The sequence below is a fragment of the Mucilaginibacter achroorhodeus genome (assembly GCF_007846095.1).
Taxonomy (GTDB): domain Bacteria; phylum Bacteroidota; class Bacteroidia; order Sphingobacteriales; family Sphingobacteriaceae; genus Mucilaginibacter; species Mucilaginibacter achroorhodeus.
Genome location: NZ_VOEI01000004.1, coordinates 298650 through 321707, shown reverse-complemented (window position 1 = coordinate 321707; position 23058 = coordinate 298650). Strand labels below are relative to the sequence as shown.

Below are 23058 nucleotides of genomic sequence, written 5' to 3'. Positions count from 1 at the left end.
TACTATGCTGTTGCTTTGCTTGCAGGGTACATTGCGTTGTACCTGCCGGGTACCAGTTCATAAACCACTTGCTTGGTCATAAAAAACTTTGAGGTGGTGTAGCCAAATATGGTTTGCCCCTTTACCATTTGATAAAAGGCCATCAGTTTGCCATCGTCCTTAAAGTTTTTGTCTGTGCTTTGCTTTTCAACCGATTGTACAAAAGCAGTGCGCTCCTGGTCGGTACCATCGGCGAAAGCTTTGTTCATTTGGTTTTTAGCCTCATCAGCAAAGGTTTTAAGGCCTGTTATAAAATCTGCCTGCTGCTCTTTGCTTGCGCAATCATCCATCATTTTAAATACAAACAGGTTAATGCCCAATTCGGCAGCGCCGGGGGTATCTGTTTTTGGTAAAATGGTTTGGGTAAGGCTGTTAACCAGCTTTTCCTGCTCAGCATCTATTTTAAGGCGTTCGAGTTCAACTATCGCTTTCCCTTTGTCATCATGCAAACATGATGGCAATACAATGGCACCTCCTAATATCAGAGCCATATTACGGATAGCCGCGCGCCGGTTCATATCTAAGTTCAATGTAATTAGCGTTTATAATTGTGACTGATATGGTTTCAGGGCTTTAAGGTAGCGTTTACTCCTTAATATCCCCATTTTTTCATGGTTTGTAAATCAATTTTTACACACTCTAACGGATCGATACCCTGATAGCTCTCCTGCTCAATGATCAGATAAACCGTTCCGCCTATGTTTTTGGCTACCTTCAAAGTTTCCTTTACCGGTAATACGCCCTTACCTAAAATGGTGCTTTCATAACCTGTTCCTTCTGTTTTGGTAGCGCTTTTGATCTCGTCCTTAACGTGCATAGAAACGAAGCGGCCGGGATATTTTTGAAGCAGGGAGATTGCATTATTCTCACGGCCATACATGTTACCAATATCTAATTGTTGCGAAACCTTATCCGGATCGGTGTTTTGCATAATGTAATCGAACAAGCGTATATCACCTACCATGGTGGTAAACTCAAAATCATGATTATGATAACCAAACTTCATGTTGTACTTCTGGCACAGTTCACCGCTTTTGTTAAACTGATCCATGGTACGTTTTAACAAATCTGTATCATGCCTTACCTTCTCGTCCATCCATGGGCTTATCACAAACTTTTGGCCCATGTAGGCTGCATCTTCAACAGTTGCTTTCCACGCATCGGTAAAATCATTGGTAGCAGGATCCCAGTGGCTCGGCAACATTACCGTGTGGCCGCTTGGCATTTGCAGGCCAAGATCGTCCAGCACTTTTTTAAAATCCTTGGCACTCCAGCCGTAAAACTTACGATCTATGTAATTGGCATGTTCCACTTGCGTGTAACCCATATCCGCCAGTTTTTTTAACGTTGGCAGCGGGTCTTTACTCATTGCATCGCGAACAGAATAAAGCTGTAAACCTACGCGCTGCATTTTTGCGGGTTCGGCAAAAAGGTTTTTCGGCATCAGCGCTGTTGCTGCTACGGCTACGGCGCTGTTTTTTAAGAAAGTCCTTCTGGATGATGTCATGTTATTAGAGATTAGTTGATTGTTCAATTTTTACTGATGGGATAAACCGGGAACAGCAGATCGGTATTGCTTACAAAAGCTATCCGCTTGCTATCGGGAGACCAGGAAGGCGTATTGATGGTGCCCTGCCCACCGTACAAATAGGCCATCACTGTAACCGGGCCACCACTTACAGGCATTTTACGGATGTAAACGTGTTTGTAAAATGGATGGTCGCCGGGTGCAACTTCATTTTTAAGGAAGGTAATGAATACGATCCATTTCCCGTCTGGCGAAACATGCGGGAACCAGTTATTGTAATCGTCATTCGTTATCTGTGTTTGCTCTGAGCCATCAGCTTTCATTCGCCATATCTGCATCAGGCCGTTTCGCACCGAGTTAAAATAAATGTATTTGCCGTCCGGAGTATACTCGGGGCCATCGTCCAGGCCCGGTGTGGTGGTGAGCCGCTCTTCTGTGCCGCCGGTAACAGGTATGCGGTACACGTCAAATTCTTTATTACGTTCGCCACAAAAAACCAGGTATTTACCATCGGGCGACCATCCGTGCATGTATGATGCTCCCTTACCCAACTGTGTTACTCGGCGGGCCTTGCCCCCGTTAGCGGGTACCACGTAGCCTATTGATGGGCCATCATCGTTACTACTGATGGTTAACCACTTCCCATCGAAAGATAGCACATGATCGTTGTTGTTATTTTTTGCAGGATCGGTGTTCAGCGACCTGGGTGTACTTGTTGCAATATCAAATTTATAAAGCGTGCCCTCACTGTTATAAATTAGCGACTTGTCATCTACTGTCCAGTTAGGTGCCTGCAGCGATTTTGGCGATTGATAAACCACGCGGCTATTTTTGGTATTGAGATCCAAGACCTCGATGTTGCTGCCCAGATATTGCTTGTATGCCACCACATCAGCCGGTGCCGGCTTAACAATTCTCACATTATTAAAAATTGCCGTTTCTGTTACGTTTGCATTATGCGAGCATACAAACAGCCCCACATAAACCTCATCGCCAAGGTTAAGTTCAACCTTTTCATCGGAACCAAATACATTGCCGTTACGGGTGGCCGACATGGTGTAGGTGTTGCCCCTCCTCTCTAATTGTATAACATCTGCGCCAGTCACCGTTAGTTTCTGTTCGCGGGTGCTATCGCCTTCTAATTTTCGATACTGAAGTGAGGTGAGACCATCGCCATGCACTACCGCACTTGCATGTGCGGAAGCAGGCTTAAGCGAACTACGAACCATTAAACCCAATTTACGATGAGCTTCGGCTCCTTTGCCTAAGAATGAGGCGTTTGTTCTGAGGATAAAATCTCCCTTTACCTGTCTCCAAACAAAATGTAATTCATCTTTACCAAACCACATATTGCCACCCGCACCACTTACTTTATATTGCTGTAAGGCAGTTTGATAAACAACAGTACCTTTACGTTTAGGCGAGCCAACGTTTGTACTTCCCTGGAAAACACCAGGTGCCGGCTGTGCAAAAACACTTGTAGCAACAAGTATGTTCACCAGCGTTACCGCAAGTAAGTAAACCTTTGAAGATGACATTAGCTATTGGGCTTAATAAATTGGATTTACTAAGTTATCATTTCATTTGATAAAAAAGCGCGCTTAAACATTTTTATACAAAAAAAGCACGCTTTAAAGGCGTGCTTTTTTTGTATAATATTTCAGATTATGTGTCTATTCAGTCAGCAGTAACTTCTCACCGGTAAGGGGACAATAAGCAGGCTCAACAATAGCCTTTATATCAGGCCTGACATAATCTTTATAAAATTGGGCCTTAGCATCATGGTAATGAGTTACAGCGCCTATAAGGCTCATAAATTTAATATAATACCACGCGCTATCTACCTGGTACGGTTTGAAACCAGAACGTGCGCTCTTAGGGTATAAATGATGGTTATTGTGCCATTCGCCAGCTACAATACCAGGCCATACCTGGTTAATAGACATATCCTTCGTGTTATAGTCTACACCTTCGCGGCGTTTATCATCGCCTTTGCCGTGGCCTTCGTAATTAAATGTACGTACACCTACTGCCCAAACACCTGCTGCACCAAATATCGCACAAACCAAACCGATACCTCCTAACAAATAAAACACTGCAAACCAAAATGCCCAATTGGCTATTACGCCAACTATCATATGTAGCGGATTAGCTATAGAGCCCCATTTTTGGTACTGCTTGTAGGTATTGGTTGTTACACCGGTGTGTTTCATTAATTTGATACAACGCTCAAAATGCTTCTCTGTAAGGTTGCGATTTACGGGTTGGTGATTTGCATCAGCCAGAAAGCAATATAAAAAACCACCTTGTGCGTTATAAGGATCACCGGGAGTATCTGAAAGGGCGTGATGCACATGGTGAGAAATGGCATAGATCTCCTCAGGAATAATCTTAAGCGTTAAGTTTTGCGTAACAAAACGCCAGAAATTGTTGCGAAATTTATAAGCGCCATGCGTACAGTACCGGTGGTACCAAATGGTGCCATGTGTACCCATCACCATCATGCTGTATACAAAAGCAATGATCAATCTGGATACACTAAAATACTCGAATATGAAGAAGTATAAAAAAGGTGATAATGCGACAACCATCATCCACGCGGTGAACGACAACCAATTTTTTTTATCCTTAAAAATGTTTATCCGCGATAAAAATTCCCGGAGGAGTTGTTTCTGAGTGGGTTTTGACAATTCGCCATCAGCGTTTTTCCAACCGTAAGATGGTGCTTCGAGCACATCATGTATAAAAGCCATTAAATTGGGATTAGTTAATTAATTGGGGTTGTAGGGATATACGGATGGAAGATATGGTTTAGTTTTCAAATAGCTTTAAAATTTTTAATAAATAATTAAATTGTCATAAAAATGTCTACCTAATTGCAACAATTGTATGACATTGCGCGATCTGTTAAACTTCCGCAAATCTATTATGTCATGTAAAATCAAAACCTACAATTATTACTATGTTCAAATACCTACTGCTGTTGGCAATATGTTTTATTACTACAAAAACCTTTGCCCAGAAGGAAGTTCCGCGTGCAGTGATGGGTGGCGTTATAGATAGTTTGGGTGCAGTACCCGGTGTCACTGTTAAGTTAAAAGCAGGTAAAGACAGCGTAGCGACGGTAAGTGATGTAAATGGCAAATTTAATTTCCCTACGGTTGGCAGCAAAAACTTCAGTGTAACTATTAGTGGAATTGGTTATCAAACAATTACCCGTAAGTATGTAATGGATAACGCTACAGGACCGGTGGTGTTGGACCCCATCAAACTTAAAGTACAGCTTAACTTTTTGCAGGCGGTTAATATTGTAGCTGTAAACCCGATCACCATCAAAGAAGATACAGTTGAATACAAAGCGTCGGCTTATAAGGTACGTGAAGGTTCGCCGGTTGAGGATGTTTTGAAAAAATTGCCCGGCGTTTCAGTAGATAAAGATGGAAATGTGACGGCGCATGGCAAGCAAGTAACCAAAGTACGGGTAAACGGTAAAGATTATTTTAGTGGAGATGTGCAAACGGCAACGCAAAACCTGCCTGCCAATATTGTTGAGAACATACAGGTTATTGATGATTACGGTGACCAGGCCAATTTAACCGGCATTAAAACAGGAGACCCTGATAAAATATTGAACATCACTATCCAAAAAGGCAAGCGAACCGGCAAGTTTGGCCAGGCCACGGTTGGTGCGGGTAATGATGACCGCTATCTTGCCCGATTATCAGCCAACGCTTTTAAGGAAGATCGACAGGTATCGGTAATTGGTACCTGGAATAACACCAATACCAATTCATTTAATTTAGGTGCGCAGGGCGGCAGCGGTGGTCGTGCAGGCGGCGGCGGTTCTTCAGGCGGCGTTAGCACAGCAAACGGTGTTACTACAAACCGCTCTTTAGGCTTTAATTACCGCGATGAGTGGGGCAAAAAAGTTACCGCTTATGGTAGCTACAGTTTTTCTGACCGCGACAGGCTGATCACCAACACTTCGCAAACGCAAAACCTTTTTCAGAGTGGTGCCTTGTTAAACGATGATAACACTATTGGCCGCAACAACACCGTTAACCACAGGTTTGATTTCAATATCGAATATCGGATTGATACAGTCAACTACTTGAAGATAAACCCAAATTTCTCGTACAGCAGCTCTAACGATAATACTACCGATGTATTTACCAACACCCGTAATGGCCGGGTAATAAACGGTAACGAACTCGCACTTACCAACGCTAAATCGCCCAATGGCGGTGTTAGCGTTTTGTATAATCACAAGTTTAAAAAGAAGGGCCGCAACTTCAGCATCAACACCAGTTTAAGTTTTTCTAAAACAGACCAGGGCCTTAATGACCAGTATACCACCAGGCAGGATACTATTGTAACACCGTTGTTCCAGCAGATAAATACTGATAATCAAAGCTCAAGGGTGGGTGTTAATTTAAGCTACATTGAGCCGTTGGGTAAAACTACTTTTTTAGAAGGCAATTATGCTTTTAGCCGCAACAATACAGATAATAACCGCTATAATTATCGCATAGATCCGCAAACCGGTACGCAAACTTATGTAGATAGTTTAAGTACACTTTACAATTACCAATTTACTACCAATAAATTTGGGCTTAATTTACGTGGCGTAAAAACCAAGTATAACTACACTATTGGGATGGCGGTACAGCCTGCTACACTTACGGGCGAGTCACATAATTTCACTACTACAACCAACACCTTTAATTTAATACCTACCGCAAGGTTTATTTACAATTTCAAACGTAACCACACGCTTTCCATTAACTACTCCGGAAGTAACAACCAGCCAAGTTTTACGCAATTGCAACTGCAGCCCGATTTTTCAAATCCGCAGAACCGGGTCTACGGTAACCCCAATCTTAAGCCGGAGTTTAGCAACAACATCGCGTTGCGATATAATCAATTTGATATAGCAAGCGGTGATGCTTTATTCGCTAATCTCTCGTTCAACAAAACACAAAACAAGATAGTGACCAACACGCAGCCTATAACAGGTATCGGTATTGATGCCACTCGTTTTGTACAAGAGACCCGATACTTAAATACCAGCGGTTATTACAGTGCAAATGGTAATTATTCATTCTCAAAACCGTTTGCCAACAGAAAATTTACCGCTACATTAAACGGTGGAGCAAGTTTTAATAACAATATTAACTTTATTGAAGACCAGCGTAATGAGGGTAAGAATTGGGTCTTTAATCAGGGGGCGAAACTTCGGATAGACATTGACAGCCTGATGGATACCGAGGTAAGCGGAAACTACAGCATCAACTCCACAAGGTACAGTTTACCCTCATCGATTAATACCGACGCTAAAACCTGGGCATTGGGTCTTGACGGGCGTAACTATTTCTTGAACGATTTTGTATTAGGCTACAATTTAACACAAACCATCAACAAAGGGTTCAGCGCTACAGTTAAAGCCAACCCTACCCTGCTTAGTACATATGTGGAGTATCAGTTCCTAAAAAATCACTTGGCCGTGTTGCGTTTCCAGGCGTTTGACCTGTTTAACCAAAACACGGGCGTATCGAGGGTGGTATCAGGCAACCAGATCATCGATACCAGGAGCAATCGTTTAGGCAGATATTTTATGTTATCTTTCACCATGCGATTGCAAAAATTTGCAGGCAGACAAGGCGGCAGGGGTAATTTTGGTGGCGGGCGTCGCGGACGAAACAGAGGTTGATCGGTAACCGTCGAACAAAATTTGTTTGCATCACCATATATCTCTAAGAAGCTTATAAATTTACAACACCGCTAAAAAACATAAATACCTCCTGCGCGGTTAATTAAATAAATATAGCCTAAATGCGTTATCTAAAATTTATCTGTTTATTATTTACAGCTTTTTCGCTCAGGGTTTCAGCACAGGAAACCATGAAGGTCACAAAACGGCTTACTAACAACGTTTCAGAAGTATATCATGTATCAGGCGACGGGCATACCCGCCAGGGCATGTACCAGGCTCTTTACAAAAAGAAGATTGCTTTGGCTAACGGTGCTTATAAGGATAATAAGCGGGTTGGATTATGGCAGTTTTATAATAACAGAGGCACTGTTGTGCAGAGTTACAATTTTGATAAGAACCAGTTTGTTTACGAAGCGCAGGAAGATACTACTTCTAACATCCATTATTTTGTAGACCGGACATTTGATACTGTTAAAGTGGCCAACCCAAAGGTAAATAAACCGTTGCGTATAGGCGGCGTATATTATGGATATCTGCCTTATGTATCATTGTTTAAAATGCCAAAGAGGTATTCATCTACCGATTTAGATTATTCTAATGTAAACGTGGTGGTTGAACTATTAGTAAGCCCCGGCGGCAGATTGGCGGATTACACAGTGCATTTGATCTACGCACCGCTGCAAACGTCGATCGATGATATACGCATGAATTTGAAATTACCTAATCCTGATGACCTGGTGTTTGTACCTGCCAGCTATGAAGGTGAAGCTGTGTCATGCCGGATAATGATCGAATGCGTACTAAATAGTAACGGCACGCTTGATTTTGCTAAATAACAGAAACGGCGCCTAAAAGGCGCCGTTTCTGTTTAATTTTTAGTGATCGTGATGACCATCCGGGCCGTGTGCATGGCCGTGCGAAAGTTCTTCCGGTGTTGCCGGGCGAACGTTGATGATCTCGCCTTTAAAATGCAGTTCCTGGCCTGCCATTGGGTGGTTAAGGTCAACAATTACCGAATCTTCTGTGATCGATACTACCTGGCCTTGAAAACGGTTGCCGTTGTTATCCTGCAAAGGTAATACTTCGCCCACCTGCGGTAGATCCGCACCCTGGCCTTCAAACATTTCTTTTGGCAGGTTTGCCACAGCTTCCTGGTCGTACTCGCCGTAACCATCCTGTGCTGATATATGGAAATCATAAGTGTCACCTGTTGACAGCGTACTTAAATTTTCTTCAAATTTTGGGATCATCTGGCCTGCGCCAAATAAAAATGTAAGCGGCTGTTCCTGTGTTGCGCTTTCTACAAGTCCTTCTTCACCGTCCTCTTTCTTTACATACAGATCGTATGTTAGTGACACTACGTGTTGTGGTTGAATTTTCATTTATTGATAATTTTGCGGCAAGGTGCTAAATTTTTTTTTTAACCCGCCTATTTATTATAAATACTAATTACCCGGCTATTTGTTTTAATGCATCAGGCACCGTGTTGGCAGGCAAACCGCAAGTTCTGTCTTTACAGACAAATATTCTTGTGGTGTCACCAAGCCGGCCATCTAACAGCGGAAGTGTACCGGTTTGGCCGCCCAGCATAACCTTATTTGGCACGTAATGTTGTTCAAATTCTCTGCGTATATTCTCATGATCCAGGCCGGTTATGGCAACCTCATTAACACCGAAAATCTCATCAAGTAAAAGGATCGTCCAGTTAGGGTAAGCTGTGCCATACTTAGCCAGGTGAGGCACAATGTTGCGCAGCATTTGCGCTGAAACTTCAAGGTAACCTTCGTTATCAAACAGCAACCCGAGTTTTTTAAGATTACGCGCCATTACCGAATTTGATGCCGGTATAACGCCATCCATTATCTCTGACTTACGGGCTATAAGCTGCCCATCATTAACGGCAGTGTAAAAGAATATGCCGCCTTCTGCATTGTAAAAGTGTTGTAAAGCATAATCTGTAAGTTTCTGAGCCTGGATGATCCAATCCTCGTTAAACGTTACTTCATATAATGTAATAAAGCCATCAGCTACATTTGCATAGTCATCAAGAAATGCAACACCTTCGGTAGTCTGAGGGTTGTAAACGCGACTGATCTTTGCGCCTGAAATAAGATTTTTAGTAATAAAGTCCGCATTTTTTAACGCCAGCTCCAAATACTCTGGTTTGGCAAAAGCGCGGTAAGCATCGCACAGGCCTTTTAACATCAAACCGTTCCATGATGCCAGGATCTTGTTATCTAAACCAGGTCGTACGCGTTTGCTGCGGGCGTCAAATACTTTTTGTTTAGCTGCGTTTAAACGGTTGTGTAACTCTTCGGTGGTAATGCCAAATTGTGATGCAATGGCTTCTTCATCTTCCTTACGGAAGAACACATTGCTTTGCTCCTCTTCCCAGTTACCTTCTTCAGTTACGTGGTAGTAAGCATTAAATACCGGCGCATCATCGCCTAAAATTTCAGCTAACTGGTTCTGAGTAAAGATATAGAACTTACCTTCTTTGCCTTCGCTGTCAGCATCAAGCGCCGAGTAAAAACTGCTTTGGGGCGATGTAAGTTCGCGTTTTACAAAACCGATGATCTCATCGGTAATTTCAGCATAAAGCGGATTAGCATTCCAGGTGTACGCTTCGGCATAAAGGCTCAAAAGCTGACCATTATCATACAGCATTTTCTCGAAATGTGGCACGTGCCAAACACCATCCACAGCGTAACGTGCAAAGCCGCCGCCGATGTGGTCATAGATGCCACCATGAGCCATTTTCTGTAGCGTAAGTTTTACGTTTTCGGCAATACCGCTATCTTTCATCAGAAGTGCATACCGCATCAGGAAGATCCAGTTGGCCGGCATCGGGAATTTTGGTGCACCGCCAAAGCCACCTTCAACCGGGTCAATATACCTTCGCCAGTTGGCCATGATGGGCTCCAGCATTTCTTTACTATACTCGGCTGTTTGCTCAACAAATGGCACAGATTCATACTGTTTGATGCCCTCTGTGAGTCGTACAGCGTAATCTTCCGCTTCTTCGGGCTTGGTTTTAAAAAAATCGGCGAGGTTAAGCAGCAATGATGCCCAGTCGTTTTTGCGGAAGTAGGTACCGCCGTAGATAGGCCGCTGATCGGGTAGGCAGATACAATTGAGCGGCCAGCCTCCCCTGCCACTCATCAATTGCACGGCGCTCATGTATATCTGGTCAATATCCGGGCGTTCTTCACGATCAACCTTTATACATACAAAATACTCGTTCATCAGCGCTGCCACGCCTTCGTCCTCAAAGCTCTCGTGTTCCATAACGTGGCACCAGTGGCATGCCGAGTAGCCAATGCTCACCAATATCAGTTTGTTCTGATCTTTGGCTTTTTGCAGGGCTTCAGCGCCCCAGGGGTACCAATCAACAGGATTATTGGCATGCTGCAAAAGATATGGCGAAGTAGCGTTGGCAAGGCGATTCATTAGCGGTGGATGGTTTAATTAACTACAATCAGCCGCAAGTATAGTTGGAAATATTACAAAAATTTAATATGAAAATCGGAATTTACTTTCATTTATTTTTGAAAGTTCAATAATTATTTTTCTATTTGCATACAAATTTATTCATTATGTACACCAAACTTAAAACCGCCAAAATCATCATGTATCTTGCGGCAGCGTACAATATTTTCTGTGGAGCGGCGATATCGCTTAAGCCGGAGATCATCCTGTTTGGCAACCCGCCTACTGATTTTCTCATCATTATTTTACAATGCGTTGGGATGCTGGTTGGCGTTTATGGTGTGGCCTACTACTTTGCGGGGCGCGACCCGCAGGTATATTGGCCGCTGATATTGGTAGGCTTTATTGGTAAACTACTGGGACCTTTAGGCTCTGTTTATTATATATGGCAGGGTAAGCTTGCGCCTGTCTTCTTTTGGGTAAACGTTTGGAACGATATAATTTGGCTCATACCTTTCGGCTGGATAATTTATCAGGCCATGAATAACCACCTGCTACCGACAGTTGACAAAACAACCCATCGTTGAAAATTTGCCTTACCAATTTTGTTAGCTTTCCCTGCCAAAGTGTTAATTTCGCAGACACAGAAAAGAGGAACTGGATTTGGATTATCTACAGGGGTTAAATCCCGAACAAAAAGCTGCCGTTTTACAAATTAAAGGCCCGGTAATGATCATTGCCGGCGCAGGATCGGGCAAAACGCGCGTTATCACCTATCGTGTGGCTCACCTTATTCGCAGCGGTGTTGATTCGTTTAACATATTGGTACTAACATTTACCAATAAGGCCGCCAAGGAAATGCGCGAGCGTATTAACCATATAGTTGGCCCCGAGGCAAAGAATATTTGGATGGGCACCTTCCACTCTGTATTTGCCAAGATACTACGTGTAGAAGCTGATAAGATCGGTTATCCAAATAACTTCACCATTTACGATACTGACGACAGCAAGAGTGTTATCCGTGCCATCTTAAAAGAAATGCAGCTGGATGATAAGCTGTACAACCAAAACTTTGTCTATAACCGTATTTCGGCTGCCAAAAATAACCTGGTAGGCTGGCAGGAATATCAAAATAACGACCAGATACAGGCTGATGATTTTAGTAGCGGCCGCGGAATGTTGGGTAAGATCTACGAGACATACGCCCAACGTTGTTTCCGCGCAGGCGCAATGGATTTTGATGACCTGCTCTTTAAAACTAATGAACTGCTTAAGAACCACCCGGATGTGCTGAACAAGTATCAGCATAAATTTAAATACCTGATGGTTGACGAGTACCAGGACACCAACTTTTCGCAGTACCTTATAGTAAAGCGTTTAGCAGCCGTAAGCGAAAACTTGTGTGTGGTTGGAGATGATGCACAGAGTATTTACGCCTTCCGCGGGGCAAACATTCAAAATATACTCAACTTTGAGAAGGATTACCCTGATCTGAAAGTGTTTAAGCTGGAGCAGAATTACCGTTCTACACAAAATATTGTGAACGTTGCTAACAGCATCATAGCCAACAATAAAGACCAGCTTAAAAAAAACGTCTTTTCTGAAAAGGACAGTGGTGACAAGATAAAAGTAATGCGTGCCTTCAGCGACAATGAAGAAGGCAAAATGGTAGCTGAAGCCATTATGCAGCAACGCAGCACCAATGGTTTAAAATGGAAGGCTTTCGCCATTTTATACCGTACCAATGCGCAGTCGCGCTCCATGGAGGAGGCTTTGAGGAAGCTCAATATTCCGTATAAGATATACGGCGGCATGTCTTTCTATCAGCGCAAGGAGATAAAGGATCTCATTGCTTATTTCAGACTTACCTTTAATCCAAACGACGAAGAAGCGCTTAAAAGAGTTATCAACTACCCTAAACGAGGCATTGGCGATACTACTGTAGACCGCATTATTGTTGCCGCCGACAGAAATCAGCTTACGCCTTTTGAGGTGATCTTGCAGGCACCGCGTTATGTTGAAAAAGCGCCGGCATCGTTAATGGCCTTTGCCACCATGATCCAGAGTTTCCAAGTGATAACTAAAACTTTGAGCGCCTATGATGCCGCCTTACATATTGCGCAACACTCGGGCTTACTTAAAGATCTTTACGACGATAAATCTGTTGAGGGCCTTAATCGATACGAAAACATACAAGAGTTACTAAACGGTATCAAGGAGTTCTCTGAGCGGGAAGATATCGAAGAAAAGGGCCTTGAGATTTTTATGCAGGATGTGGCGCTTTTAACTAACGACGATAATGATAAGAATAAGGATGCCGATACCGTTTCATTAATGACCATCCATTCTTCTAAGGGGCTAGAATTCCCTCAGGTGCACATTGTTGGGCTTGAAGAGAACCTTTTCCCGTCGCAAATGTCCCTCAATTCGCGTAGTGACCTTGAAGAAGAGCGCCGTTTATTTTATGTTGCCATCACCCGCGCCGAGTATAAATTAACCATTAGCTACGCAACATCCCGCTTTAAATTTGGCACGCTTATTAACTGTGAGCCAAGCCGTTTTTTGGATGAGATAGATGCCAAGTATCTTGAGCTGGATTTTTCTGCTAAACCGGCCCCAGCCCAATCAGCCTCTTTTGGAGATGAGCGCAGCGCCTGGAGCAGAAAGCCTGCCGATGCATTTTCCAAGCCAAAACCGGCTACTGCACCGCCGATTAAAACAACATCAATATTGGCTAAAGCACACGTGCCATCAGCAGGGTTTAAACCTGCTGATACTGCTAACCTGCAAGTGGGTATGCAGGTAGAGCATGAGCGCTTTGGCTTTGGTAAAGTGATAAGCCTGGAAGGTAATAAACCAGATGTAAAAGCTACTATATTTTTTAAAGAAATAGGGCAAAAACAGCTGTTGCTAAAGTTCGCAAAATTGAGCATAGTAAGTGAGTAATCGCGCTTAAAATACCCAATATTTGGGGAACAAATTCTACATCAAAAATAACTCATCGTTAACTAAACGTTAATCTGACATAATAGAGGCACTTTTCGCTATTGGCATCCATATTGGTTAATGGTTAATATCCTTATTCCCTTAATTAACTATTATGTACATGATGAGCGAGACTATTAAGAAAAAGACCAACAAATCAGCTGGCAAGAATATCAGAGCGTTACGCCATGAGCATGGTTGGAGTCAGGAAGATGTAGCAAACCGTTTAGGAATATCAATCCCCGCATTCTCAAAGATCGAGACCGGTGTTACCGATATCAACCTTTCGCGTTTGGAGCAGATCGCTAACATCTTTGAGGTAAGTGTTGTGAACCTGTTATCGCTTGATCATATAGAAGAAGCCCCGGTGCAAGATCAAAGCCTTAACATTGTTCAAAAGAAACTTCTTGACCGCGAAACTGAGATTGCCAGCCTGCAACGCAAAGTGATATTGCTTTATGAAGAATTATTGAGCAAAAACGGCGTGAGTATTTAAATAAAGACACCCCTGCTATATTTAATTACGCCCCTACTGTTCAAAAAACAAAACAGGTATCCTGTTTTTCAGTTCGGTAATAGATGTAGAAAATTTACGCTTTACGTAATATTATTAAGTCAACCTTAATTTATTACGTAAAGCGACAAAAAACACTACTCTGTTACCGATTTTTTGTTTTATCAGTACTTAAACTCTGTTATCGCTCACCTTTGGTTTTATTGTTGTAATAACATTGTACATCTATAAATTGTACTATATGTGTAATTACATGATATCAATATCAAATGCCGATAGCCACCGTAAGGGCACCATTCATGACCGTCGCAGCAGCTTAAAGGTTAAGGTGTTCGATTTATTTAAGTCCCGTGCAAAGCAACAGGATGGTGAGGTGAGATTTTTTGTAACTGCAGGTAGCCAGACTATAGCGTTTGAAACTGAAGGCTACAAACGCCACAGGCAGCTTCTTATTTTACAGATGATATCAAGATATTGCGTTTATCTTGGTTTGATGGACGCTCAGATACATAGTACTTATCCGGCGGTGAATTAAAACAATATATTAGACTATCGTCCTTGGCCCTTCATTAAGCATTTCGCTCATCTCAATGATCTTTTGATCGATGTCTGAGACGCATTTATCCATCATGTTGATACATTCTTTTTCATCAACAAGGCCTTCTTTTTCCAAATTCATCAAACCACGTAGTGTGGCGATTGGCCCACGTATCTGGTGCGACAGGTAAGATGAGTAATCGGACAATTTTTTGTTTTTAACCTGCAGATCTTTTGTACGCTCGTCAATAATTTCTTCCAAGTGATGATTCACCCTATCCAGGTTATCTTTTTGACGGGATACCTCTTCGTTAAGCCCGGTAAGCTGGGCGTTGGTTGCTGCTTTACGCTTAACATTGCTCACCAACAAACCAATAACAACCAGTAGCAGACCAGCCACTACTGTAACTGCCCAAAATTTTATCCGGTCGTTCTGTTGATTTACCAGCAAAAGCTCCGTATCCCGCTGTTTAGCTTCCTGCTTAAATTGCTCCTGTATCAGGTTTATCTGTGTCGATTCGTTTGATATGTGTATAGAGCTATCCTGCCTGAATATCATTTGAAGATAGCGTAAGGCTTTCTCGTAATTCTTTTTTTTAAACTCCAACTGGTAAATGGTGTAATTATAATCGTTGGTCAGCTTTTCGTCCTTTAATGCGGCGGCATAAGCCTCTCCTTCGTGCACTATACGCTCTGCTTCATCAAACTTGCCTTGCGCTATATAAAGAGATGCCAAGGTAAGATTGGTGCTTGCAACAGGTTTGTTTAGATCCTGAGCCTTAGCCGCTTTATTTGCTGCTAATAAAAGCTTTTCGGCTTTATCGTAGTCATTTAAATGATAATAGATAACACCGCGGTTTTGCAGGCATTGTACCAGGTTTGCACTATCACCCAGGCTTGCAAATAAGGCGTTGCTTTTATCGTAGTAGTTAAGAGCCTGGTTAAAACTGTTCTTACGGTAATATACGTTGCCGATGTTCATATACAACGAAGCAGTTAAACTGCTATCGTTTAAACGCTCTGTTATAGTAAGTGATTTTTTGAAATACTCCAAAGCCTTGGTAAGATTATTATCAAGGTAAAGGTTTCCTATGTTGTTGTTAACCTTAGCTTGTGAGCGCAGATCCTTTGCTTTTTCAAATGTGCTAAGCGCGTTCAGATAGTCGTTGATAGCAGCGGTTGCCTGGTTAAGATAATAATAACCAATGCCGCGCACACGGTAAGCTTCGCCTATACCGGCTTTATAATCAAGCTTAACCGCCATATCCAGCGCCTTACTTGCATCGCTTATCGTTTGCTCAGGACTTGTGAGACGATTAGCGTATGCCTGCCTGTTAAGCTTTATTATTTCAGTGGTATCTTTTTGCGTGATATCATCATTACCCTTCGCATAAATAACAAACGTGATCAGAAAAAAAACAAGAAGAGAAAAGGTTCTTTTCATCAGCCCTCTATACGGTAATAATTGGGTGTAAGTTATGAAATAAATCGCACTTTATTTAAGTGCTAAAATTAGTGAAAAAAAGGTTAAGAATTTTTTTTTTACAATTGCTTGAGAATTAAAAAACATATCTATATTTGTGTTGTTAATTTATTGATTGTTAATAAGTTATACTGATATTGGCGTATTATTACGTAGTTGAAAATAATATGCCCTATAGTAAACTTTATCAACCTACAGTTACATCAGTATAGAAAAGGGTGTAATTAGGCAAATTGAAAAATGATTAATTAGCAAGTTAGATAATTTAAAATGTTAATCAATAATAAAATGAAAAAAACTGTGCTTGGATATATCCTACTGTTGTGCGGCATGTTTCTATCATCCTGCATCAAGCAAACAAGCGTGCGTACAAGCATGGATGTTTTGCTGAAAGCAACCATTGGCATTAGAAAAGATATAGGCACAGCAGATTAAATTTTGTTAAAAAAGTGAATAGATAAACGAGATATGAAAAAGTTTACAGCAGTAGCAATAGTGGTTTTAGTAACAAGCGGCTTGTTGGCATCAACCACGAAACACGATGACAACAAGGTGCAAAACACCGCTAAAATTGAGCAGCCAACATCAGCTTTCAGAAAAGAAGTAGGCACTGCCGACTGATCAGCAACTTAAATCAATATCTACAACAAAACTTTAGAAAAAACCTTCATGAAAAAGATCATTATAGCAGTAGTAGCCATCGTGTTAACATTAGGTGTATTACCATCATGCACAAAACAGGCAGATATTAAAGTAACAGCACGTTACGAACGCAGCACCTCTCCTAACATGAAAGACATCGGTACTGCCGACTAATTACTGATCCATTCACTACGGTTAAACGAAATTATTATTACCCCTACAAAAAAGACGCTTTAAAAATTTACAAACATGAAAAAGTCAATCATAGCAGCAACCATCATCTTATCAACAGGCATCGTATCAGCAAGAGCATTTATGCATCGTGATACTACACTTACTACCCCATCATTGCCGCAGAAAGAAGAAAGTGCGCCTGTAGCTACCAATGCGGACCAGGTAAGTAAAATGACTAAAAAAGATATCGGCACCGCCGACTAATTACACCAGCCAATAACAATCAACAGATATAAAAACATTAAAACATAAAACGAGATCATGAAAAAGTTCATCATAGCAGCAGCAGTAGTATTATCAACAAGCTTATCAGTAGCAAACGCAACCGGTACTAAAAAAGACATCGGTACCGCTGACACCAAAAAATACATTGGCACTGCTGACACTAAAAAAGATATCGGTACCGCTGACACCAAAAAAGACATCGGCACCGCTGACACTAAAAAAGATATCGGCACTGCTGACTAATCATCCCCAGGCCTTATTCCAAACAGAGACATCAATTAACACACAGATAAAAACATTCAAAATATAAAACGATCATGAAAAAGTTCATCATAGCAGTAGCAGTAGTATTATCAACAGGTTTTTCAGTAGCTAACGCAGCAACAGGCACTAAAAAAGACATCGGTACAGCTGATACCAAAAAAGACATTGGCACTGCTGACACTAAAAAAGATATCGGTACAGCTGACGCTAAAAAAGACATTGGCACCGCTGACACTAAAAAAGACATTGGCACCGCTGACTAATCATCCCCCAAGCCTTATTCCAACCAGAGACATCAATTAACACATAGATAAAAACATTCAAAATATAAAACGATCATGAAAAAGTTCATCATAGCAGTAGCAGTAGTATTATCAACAGGTTTTTCAGTAGCTAACGCAGCAACAGGCACTAAAAAAGACATCGGTACAGCTGATACCAAAAAAGATATCGGTACCGCTGACACCAAAAAAGACATAGGTACAGCTGACACTAAAAAAGACATTGGCACCGCTGACACTAAAAAAGACATTGGCACCGCTGACTAATCATCCCACAAGGCCTTATTCCAACCAGAGACATCAATTAACACACAGATAAAAACATTCAAAATATAAAACGATCATGAAAAAGTTCATCATAGCAGCAGCAGTAGTATTATCAACAAGCTTATCAGTAGCAAACGCAGCAACAGGCACTAAAAAAGACATCGGTACAGCTGATACCAAAAAAGACATAGGCACTGCTGACACCAAGAAAGATATCGGTACCGCTGACACAAAAAAAGACATTGGCACCGCAGACACTAAAAAAGACATAGGTACTGCTGACTAATTATTAAGCCAAAAAAATTTAACTATGAAAAAGTTTATCATTGCTGCAGCATTACTTCTAAGTACAGGAGTTACCGCTTATTCTTTATCAACCAAAAGTGATAACACATCTGCACCTGTAAATACTAAACAGGAGATCAACAACCTGAAGGTTAACGCCACAGCCGCTTCGCCAAAATCAGATATCGCAACTGCCGATTAATTTCGTGCAATCATTATATACAAAAATGCCCCGTTAAAAATCAACGAGGCGTAAGAAGGCGCGAGGCCAAATAATTTACATAGCCGGTTTACCGGCAGTTTTGAACTGGCTACAATTATCCAATTTGTATGTTAAAGTATATCTGGCGGCATCATCGGTAATCTGTCTACCATCTGCAGCATTAACTTTAAATGGCTTTTGCGCCAGTTCCTGTCCTGATAGTTTAAAAGCTACATTCATAGAGTCTTTCATACCTTCCTGCATAAAGCTCCAAACCGCTTTTATCTCGTTACCCGTTAATGTTCCATTCAAGGTTCCCTTTCGGCTATCCTTTTCCTTTGGTAACCACTTCATTTCACCGGTCACTTTATCGCCTTTTAATAATAAATGTACAGCGGTGGTATCCTGGTTACTTGTACCCTCTGTACGGATAAAGCAATAATCCATCTTTTGCGCAGGTGCTTTCATTTCAGATTTTGCGGTAGTGTCGCCACTAACATTAGCCGTCGTGTCAGATTTCTTTTCTCCATTTCCAGCGCAGGAGGCTAATGCAAGCGCGCATACTAAAAAATAAGGTTTCATTGTTGATCTCAGTTTTTGTTTACAGCTAAACAACATTGGGGAGTAAATGTTGTTAATTGTGTAACATTATACTGGCAATAGCGGTTATAGATTGCGATTGTGGCTTTTAAATTTGTTAGTTGCACATTTATATATATATTGCCCACGTTATGGCTTGCAACAGGCTTTTTAAGCCAGTATTAGCACAAACGGAATTAATACATTACTTACAGAAAACAAAAAACTTAAACATGGCAGCAAAAAAAGAAGGTGGAATTACCGCCTATTCAGTTAAAACAAAAACCAAGAATGTTCCAATGATCGATCCGGTTATTGATGTAAAATCAGGCAGATATATTGCTACCGGTAAAGATGCCGAAGGAAACAAAATGGCAGCAATTATGGGTAAAGCTGCGGCAGAAGAGCATATCAAAAATGGTAACGCTAAAAAAGGCTCTGGCTGGTAAATAATAATAACATTAGAAAAAAAGGCCTGCAGTTTTGCAGGCCTTTTTTATTACCACCTGCTGTAAGGCTTTACAGATAGCATTGCATTGGTATAACGGCTGTCATAACTTACCTCTTCTGTTACCCAATCAGGATTTTCAAAGCTCTCATCCTCAGTTTTCAATTCGATCTCTGCAACAATCAATCCTTTGTTACTTCCTTCAAAAACGTCAACCTCCCACAGATGCCCCTTGTAAGAAATATTGTACCTGGTTTTCTCTACTGATGACGTTGCAAATTCAGCAAGTATCTGTGAGCCCTGTAGTTTTGGTATCTCGTATTCAAATTCACTCCTGCTTATACCATCGGCCGCTCCTTTCAGCGTAATGTATGCTGTATTATTTGTAACTCTTATGCGTACGGTACGTGTTTCTTCATTTAAAATGTACCCTTGCTTGTAGACATTACCTTTCGGCTTTTTTAGGGCATTCCATTTATCATGATCTACCAAAAACTTTCTCTCTATCTCCTGGCCCATTGTAGCTTAATTTTTACAGTAATTTATTTAAACATTTAGCTTCAAATGTAAAATTTTTGTTGCTGATAGAGTTAATGAAATGTTAAAAGCCCGCTTGTAGAAGCTATGGCTTAGGCTAAATGTTTATATTAGCCGCGCTATATCATTCTGAGATATGAACCTTAAGAAATTTACACTGTTTTTGTTTTCGTGTTTGTTTTCAGTTTCAACCGTTTTTGCTCAACGGGATACCATTGGTATCAAAACTATTGTTACAAAAACCTCTCAATATATCAATGCCTTTCCTTTTGAAAAGGTTTACCTGCATTTAGATAAGCCCTATTACACGGCAGGCGACACCATTTGGTTTAAAGCTTATGTTACCATTGACAAGCATCAGCCTACTGTGTTAAGCAATATTGTTTATGTTGATATAGCAAATGATAAGGATTCGATAATTAAAGTTCTTAAAATGCCGGTTGTTAACGGTACTGCCCATGGTAACATCTTTCTTCCGGCAGAAACCTATCGCCAGGGAAATTATCACCTAAGAGGATACACGCAATACATGCGTAATTATGATCCCGACTACTATTTTAATAAAAATATCACTATCGGCAACTCTATAATTGAAGGCATTAACACGGGTATTACGTTTAAAAATACCGGTAAACCGATTGCAGTAATAGCATACAAAGAAACCGGTGGGGCCGGTTTGGCTAACAGGCGTGTAAACTGGAGCATAGCAAATGCCAATGGAGATGAAGTTGCAAAAGGGAAAGCCACAACAGATGCCAATGGAAACATTACAGTGCCGCTTAGCGAAGCTGCCAATACCAACCTCCAAAAAGCCACGCTGATCGCTAATTTAGAAACCCCAGGTAAAAAGGAAAAGCTTGATCGGTTTCCATTACAGGGTGCTGCGGAACAGCATGATGTTCAATTTTTTCCTGAAGGTGGTGAATTAACACTGGGGGTAGAATCTAAAATAGCTTTCAAAGCTATCAATGCCAATGGCTTAGGCACAAACATCAAAGGTGTAGTAATAGATAATACAGGTACAACCGTGGCCCAGCTTCAATCTCAGCACGCTGGTATGGGCGTTTTTACCCTTACACCGCAGGATGGCAAAACGTATAAGGCTAATATTACTTTCTCAGACGGTTCAACGGCTTCTTATGATATGCCGCGCATTAAACCTTCTGGTATAAGCTTGGCTGTTAATAATTTTGACCCAAACAATGTTAATATTAAACTAACGGCTAACCAAGCTTACTTTGCAGCTAACCAGGGTAAAATGTATTATGTGTTAGCGCAAAATGGCGGTGCGGTTTATTTTGCCGCCCAAACCGCTCTCACACAGGAAACTTTTACTTCATCAATTCCACGCGATAAATTTCCTACCGGAGTAATCCAATTCAGTTTAATGAGCGAGCGGGGCGTCATACTCGCAGAGCGCGTGATATTTGTACAGCGTAACGATGCACTAAATATTGCCTTAAACTCTGATAAGAAGACCTATGGTGCCCGTCAAAAAGTCCATCTGCAGGTTGCCGCCAAAAAAGGAGCAGCTCCTGTAGCAGGCGATTTCTCTATCTCGGTAATTGACGAAAGCAAAGTTCCGTATGATGAGGATAACGAAACTACTATTTTATCAAATCTGCTACTTACATCAGAACTTAAGGGCAATGTTGAGAAACCTAATTATTATTTTCTTACAAAAAATGCCAATGCAGCTGCAGATCTTGACGTATTGATGCTTACTCAGGGGTATCGCCGTATATCTTATCGTAATGTTATCCTTAATAAAGTACCGCAAATAGTTTTGCAGCCAGAACAAAACGGATTAGAGATAACCGGTATGCTTAGGAACAATACAGGCATGCCAATTTCGAGAGGTAATTTGAGGTTGCAGATACCATCAAAAAGATTTTTTACTGAAACTATGACCGATATGGAGGGCAACTTCAAAGTTTCTAAACTTGACTTTGCCGATTCTGCCGAGATAGTTTTAAATGCACGCGGCAATGTTAACAGCCGTAACTTGGTGATCAGCGTTAACGGGGACCCATACCAGCCTGCAACCAAGAATATTTACAACCTTGACGAAATAATGAATATCGACAGTGCCTTTAAGCCATTACTTGTCAACAGCAAAAGGCAGTATGATAACACGCATACTTTAAAGGAAGTAACGATTAAGGCAAAGCCAATGGTAAAAAAGCCGAGCTACAAGGACTATAGCATGCTTAGCGGACTACCGGCCATGTCAGACCAAAGCCTCACAGGCGAGAGGTTTCAAGATTGTCCAAATCTCTACGTATGTCTCCCGGCAAATCTTTTAGGCGTTACGGCAGAAGATAACAACTTATATTTCTCCAAAAATATTTCTAACTCCAATAAGTTACCCATACAGGTGTTTGTAGATGGTAAAGTTGTTGACTACGGGTATTTGAACAGCATTGCAGGGCGTGATGTTGAAGTAATAGACGTATTTAAAAGTGATGGCGTAAGTTCAATAAACAGAACATATCAATCAGATGGTATCATATCTATCATTACGAAAAAGAAACCAAAGGGTGAGCGGATAACTTTACAGCAATTACAGGATATGATCCCGAAAGGAAATGTGCTTACCTATAATGGTTTTGGTTATGCAGTGGCTAAAGAGTTTTATTCGCCTAAGTATGATGCCTTAAAACAAGGTGCCTTTGGCGGAGACCTGCGCAGTACAATTTACTGGAGCCCAAAAGTTAGAACCGATAAGGTAACTGGTACCACTTCTGTTGATTTCTTTAATGCCGATGGCCGCGGCACCTACCGTGCTACAATTGAGGGTTTTGATGCGGATGGTAACTTAGGCCGTTATATATATCGTTACACGGTTAAGTAGTTGTTTTTGAAT

At 41.4% G+C, this 23058-nt stretch carries 25 protein-coding genes; 16 read left to right on the top strand and 9 right to left on the bottom strand.

Features of this window, described 5'->3' with window-relative positions:
• Positions 1-2: 2 nt before the first annotated feature.
• The 4 genes from FPZ42_RS13210 to FPZ42_RS13195 all read right to left on the bottom strand — a co-directional run bounded on the left by FPZ42_RS13210 (position 3) and on the right by FPZ42_RS13195 (position 4320).
• A complete protein-coding gene (locus tag FPZ42_RS13210; RefSeq protein ID WP_146272115.1) occupies positions 3-557 on the bottom strand; it encodes a gluconate 2-dehydrogenase subunit 3 family protein in 555 nt (184 codons plus the stop codon).
• A 74-nt stretch (positions 558-631) separates the two neighbouring features.
• Positions 632-1546: a TIM barrel protein gene (locus FPZ42_RS13205; protein WP_146272114.1), complete on the bottom strand. Its 915-nt coding sequence runs from the start codon at positions 1544-1546 to the stop codon at positions 632-634.
• A gap of 23 nt (positions 1547-1569) precedes the next feature.
• A complete protein-coding gene (locus tag FPZ42_RS13200) occupies positions 1570-3105 on the bottom strand; it encodes a TolB family protein (protein ID WP_146272113.1) in 1536 nt (511 codons plus the stop codon).
• Between the two features lie 135 nt (positions 3106-3240).
• The gene (locus FPZ42_RS13195) at positions 3241-4320 is read right to left on the bottom strand and encodes a fatty acid desaturase (protein ID WP_146272112.1); all 1080 of its coding nucleotides are present in this window, start codon (positions 4318-4320) and stop codon (positions 3241-3243) included.
• A 209-nt stretch (positions 4321-4529) separates the two neighbouring features.
• Between FPZ42_RS13195 and FPZ42_RS13190 the strand changes: the two genes are divergently transcribed.
• Together FPZ42_RS13190 and FPZ42_RS13185 are read left to right on the top strand one after the other, a co-directional pair.
• The gene (locus FPZ42_RS13190; RefSeq protein ID WP_146272111.1) at positions 4530-7277 is read left to right on the top strand and encodes a TonB-dependent receptor; all 2748 of its coding nucleotides are present in this window, start codon (positions 4530-4532) and stop codon (positions 7275-7277) included.
• A gap of 191 nt (positions 7278-7468) precedes the next feature.
• Entirely contained in the window at positions 7469-8116 is a 648-nt protein-coding gene (locus tag FPZ42_RS13185) for a hypothetical protein (RefSeq protein WP_146272110.1), read from the top strand.
• 39 nt (positions 8117-8155) lie between these two features.
• Here FPZ42_RS13185 and FPZ42_RS13180 read toward each other — a convergent pair whose 3' ends face one another.
• Positions 8156-8662, bottom strand: a complete 507-nt coding sequence (locus FPZ42_RS13180; protein ID WP_146272109.1) for an FKBP-type peptidyl-prolyl cis-trans isomerase — start codon at positions 8660-8662, stop codon at positions 8156-8158.
• 67 nt (positions 8663-8729) lie between these two features.
• The gene (locus FPZ42_RS13175) at positions 8730-10730 is read right to left on the bottom strand and encodes a thioredoxin domain-containing protein (protein ID WP_146272108.1); all 2001 of its coding nucleotides are present in this window, start codon (positions 10728-10730) and stop codon (positions 8730-8732) included.
• Between the two features lie 146 nt (positions 10731-10876).
• On the opposite strand from FPZ42_RS13175, the gene FPZ42_RS13170 reads away from it, so the two are divergent.
• The 4 genes from FPZ42_RS13170 (at position 10877) to FPZ42_RS13155 (ending at position 14743) form a co-directional block, all read left to right on the top strand.
• Entirely contained in the window at positions 10877-11296 is a 420-nt protein-coding gene (locus tag FPZ42_RS13170) for a hypothetical protein (protein WP_219124647.1), read from the top strand.
• Between the two features lie 76 nt (positions 11297-11372).
• Positions 11373-13655, top strand: a complete 2283-nt coding sequence (locus tag FPZ42_RS13165; protein WP_146272107.1) for an ATP-dependent helicase — start codon at positions 11373-11375, stop codon at positions 13653-13655.
• A gap of 163 nt (positions 13656-13818) precedes the next feature.
• Entirely contained in the window at positions 13819-14190 is a 372-nt protein-coding gene (locus FPZ42_RS13160; protein ID WP_146272106.1) for a helix-turn-helix domain-containing protein, read from the top strand.
• Between the two features lie 271 nt (positions 14191-14461).
• Positions 14462-14743 carry a hypothetical protein gene (locus FPZ42_RS13155; RefSeq protein ID WP_146272105.1) on the top strand — a complete coding sequence of 94 codons (282 nt, stop codon included), beginning with the start codon at positions 14462-14464 and terminating at the stop codon, positions 14741-14743.
• 9 nt (positions 14744-14752) lie between these two features.
• Here FPZ42_RS13155 and FPZ42_RS13150 read toward each other — a convergent pair whose 3' ends face one another.
• Positions 14753-16189: a tetratricopeptide repeat protein gene (locus FPZ42_RS13150; protein ID WP_146272104.1), complete on the bottom strand. Its 1437-nt coding sequence runs from the start codon at positions 16187-16189 to the stop codon at positions 14753-14755.
• 507 nt (positions 16190-16696) lie between these two features.
• Here FPZ42_RS13150 and FPZ42_RS19215 point away from each other — a divergent pair.
• The 8 genes from FPZ42_RS19215 (at position 16697) to FPZ42_RS19205 (ending at position 18628) form a co-directional block, all read left to right on the top strand.
• A complete protein-coding gene (locus FPZ42_RS19215) occupies positions 16697-16849 on the top strand; it encodes a hypothetical protein (RefSeq protein WP_186458768.1) in 153 nt (50 codons plus the stop codon).
• A 48-nt stretch (positions 16850-16897) separates the two neighbouring features.
• On the top strand, positions 16898-17044 hold the full coding sequence (locus FPZ42_RS19210) for a hypothetical protein (RefSeq protein ID WP_186458767.1): 147 nt from the start codon (positions 16898-16900) through the stop codon (positions 17042-17044).
• A gap of 75 nt (positions 17045-17119) precedes the next feature.
• Positions 17120-17308, top strand: coding sequence for a hypothetical protein (locus FPZ42_RS13145; RefSeq protein WP_146272103.1), 189 nt, complete (start codon positions 17120-17122; stop codon positions 17306-17308).
• A 57-nt stretch (positions 17309-17365) separates the two neighbouring features.
• Positions 17366-17572, top strand: coding sequence for a hypothetical protein (locus FPZ42_RS13140; RefSeq protein WP_146272102.1), 207 nt, complete (start codon positions 17366-17368; stop codon positions 17570-17572).
• A gap of 74 nt (positions 17573-17646) precedes the next feature.
• Complete coding sequence (locus FPZ42_RS13135) at positions 17647-17856, top strand: hypothetical protein (RefSeq protein WP_146272101.1); 210 nt, start codon at positions 17647-17649, stop codon at positions 17854-17856.
• Positions 17857-17931: 75 nt separating this feature from the next.
• Positions 17932-18141, top strand: a complete 210-nt coding sequence (locus tag FPZ42_RS13130) for a hypothetical protein (protein WP_095703974.1) — start codon at positions 17932-17934, stop codon at positions 18139-18141.
• Positions 18142-18217: 76 nt separating this feature from the next.
• Positions 18218-18427, top strand: coding sequence for a hypothetical protein (locus FPZ42_RS13125; protein WP_146272100.1), 210 nt, complete (start codon positions 18218-18220; stop codon positions 18425-18427).
• A gap of 24 nt (positions 18428-18451) precedes the next feature.
• Entirely contained in the window at positions 18452-18628 is a 177-nt protein-coding gene (locus tag FPZ42_RS19205; RefSeq protein ID WP_186458766.1) for a hypothetical protein, read from the top strand.
• Positions 18629-18703: 75 nt separating this feature from the next.
• On the opposite strand, the gene FPZ42_RS13120 is transcribed toward FPZ42_RS19205, so the two are convergent.
• On the bottom strand, positions 18704-19210 hold the full coding sequence (locus FPZ42_RS13120) for a hypothetical protein (RefSeq protein ID WP_146272099.1): 507 nt from the start codon (positions 19208-19210) through the stop codon (positions 18704-18706).
• Positions 19211-19440: 230 nt separating this feature from the next.
• On the opposite strand from FPZ42_RS13120, the gene FPZ42_RS13115 reads away from it, so the two are divergent.
• Positions 19441-19656 carry a hypothetical protein gene (locus tag FPZ42_RS13115; protein ID WP_146272098.1) on the top strand — a complete coding sequence of 72 codons (216 nt, stop codon included), beginning with the start codon at positions 19441-19443 and terminating at the stop codon, positions 19654-19656.
• 50 nt (positions 19657-19706) lie between these two features.
• Here the strand turns inward: FPZ42_RS13115 and FPZ42_RS13110 are convergent, their stop codons facing one another.
• Positions 19707-20174, bottom strand: coding sequence for a CYTH domain-containing protein (locus FPZ42_RS13110; RefSeq protein ID WP_146272097.1), 468 nt, complete (start codon positions 20172-20174; stop codon positions 19707-19709).
• Positions 20175-20328: 154 nt separating this feature from the next.
• Between FPZ42_RS13110 and FPZ42_RS13105 the strand changes: the two genes are divergently transcribed.
• Entirely contained in the window at positions 20329-23046 is a 2718-nt protein-coding gene (locus FPZ42_RS13105; protein WP_146272096.1) for a carboxypeptidase regulatory-like domain-containing protein, read from the top strand.
• The last annotated feature ends 12 nt before the right edge of the window (positions 23047-23058 follow it).

What these genes read in the sequence shown, in the direction of transcription:
- FPZ42_RS13180 (WP_146272109.1), bottom strand. Translation starts at nt 8,662, where the DNA reads ATGAAAATTCAACCACAACACGTAGTGTCACTAACATACGATCTGTAT.
- FPZ42_RS13135 (WP_146272101.1), top strand. Translation starts at nt 17,647, where the DNA reads ATGAAAAAGTTCATCATAGCAGTAGCAGTAGTATTATCAACAGGTTTT.
- FPZ42_RS13140 (WP_146272102.1), top strand. Translation starts at nt 17,366, where the DNA reads ATGAAAAAGTTCATCATAGCAGCAGCAGTAGTATTATCAACAAGCTTA.
- FPZ42_RS13155 (WP_146272105.1), top strand. Translation starts at nt 14,462, where the DNA reads ATGATATCAATATCAAATGCCGATAGCCACCGTAAGGGCACCATTCAT.
- FPZ42_RS13145 (WP_146272103.1), top strand. Translation starts at nt 17,120, where the DNA reads ATGAAAAAGTCAATCATAGCAGCAACCATCATCTTATCAACAGGCATC.
- FPZ42_RS19210 (WP_186458767.1), top strand. Translation starts at nt 16,898, where the DNA reads ATGAAAAAGATCATTATAGCAGTAGTAGCCATCGTGTTAACATTAGGT.
- FPZ42_RS13110 (WP_146272097.1), bottom strand. Translation starts at nt 20,174, where the DNA reads ATGGGCCAGGAGATAGAGAGAAAGTTTTTGGTAGATCATGATAAATGG.
- FPZ42_RS13125 (WP_146272100.1), top strand. Translation starts at nt 18,218, where the DNA reads ATGAAAAAGTTCATCATAGCAGCAGCAGTAGTATTATCAACAAGCTTA.
- FPZ42_RS13190 (WP_146272111.1), top strand. Translation starts at nt 4,530, where the DNA reads ATGTTCAAATACCTACTGCTGTTGGCAATATGTTTTATTACTACAAAA.
- FPZ42_RS13185 (WP_146272110.1), top strand. Translation starts at nt 7,469, where the DNA reads ATGAAGGTCACAAAACGGCTTACTAACAACGTTTCAGAAGTATATCAT.
- FPZ42_RS19205 (WP_186458766.1), top strand. Translation starts at nt 18,452, where the DNA reads ATGAAAAAGTTTATCATTGCTGCAGCATTACTTCTAAGTACAGGAGTT.
- FPZ42_RS13120 (WP_146272099.1), bottom strand. Translation starts at nt 19,210, where the DNA reads ATGAAACCTTATTTTTTAGTATGCGCGCTTGCATTAGCCTCCTGCGCT.
- FPZ42_RS13160 (WP_146272106.1), top strand. Translation starts at nt 13,819, where the DNA reads ATGAGCGAGACTATTAAGAAAAAGACCAACAAATCAGCTGGCAAGAAT.
- FPZ42_RS13200 (WP_146272113.1), bottom strand. Translation starts at nt 3,105, where the DNA reads ATGTCATCTTCAAAGGTTTACTTACTTGCGGTAACGCTGGTGAACATA.
- FPZ42_RS13130 (WP_095703974.1), top strand. Translation starts at nt 17,932, where the DNA reads ATGAAAAAGTTCATCATAGCAGTAGCAGTAGTATTATCAACAGGTTTT.
- FPZ42_RS19215 (WP_186458768.1), top strand. Translation starts at nt 16,697, where the DNA reads ATGAAAAAGTTTACAGCAGTAGCAATAGTGGTTTTAGTAACAAGCGGC.
- FPZ42_RS13105 (WP_146272096.1), top strand. Translation starts at nt 20,329, where the DNA reads ATGAACCTTAAGAAATTTACACTGTTTTTGTTTTCGTGTTTGTTTTCA.
- FPZ42_RS13210 (WP_146272115.1), bottom strand. Translation starts at nt 557, where the DNA reads ATGAACCGGCGCGCGGCTATCCGTAATATGGCTCTGATATTAGGAGGT.
- FPZ42_RS13150 (WP_146272104.1), bottom strand. Translation starts at nt 16,189, where the DNA reads ATGAAAAGAACCTTTTCTCTTCTTGTTTTTTTTCTGATCACGTTTGTT.
- FPZ42_RS13195 (WP_146272112.1), bottom strand. Translation starts at nt 4,320, where the DNA reads ATGGCTTTTATACATGATGTGCTCGAAGCACCATCTTACGGTTGGAAA.
- FPZ42_RS13175 (WP_146272108.1), bottom strand. Translation starts at nt 10,730, where the DNA reads ATGAATCGCCTTGCCAACGCTACTTCGCCATATCTTTTGCAGCATGCC.
- FPZ42_RS13205 (WP_146272114.1), bottom strand. Translation starts at nt 1,546, where the DNA reads ATGACATCATCCAGAAGGACTTTCTTAAAAAACAGCGCCGTAGCCGTA.
- FPZ42_RS13170 (WP_219124647.1), top strand. Translation starts at nt 10,877, where the DNA reads ATGTACACCAAACTTAAAACCGCCAAAATCATCATGTATCTTGCGGCA.
- FPZ42_RS13115 (WP_146272098.1), top strand. Translation starts at nt 19,441, where the DNA reads ATGGCAGCAAAAAAAGAAGGTGGAATTACCGCCTATTCAGTTAAAACA.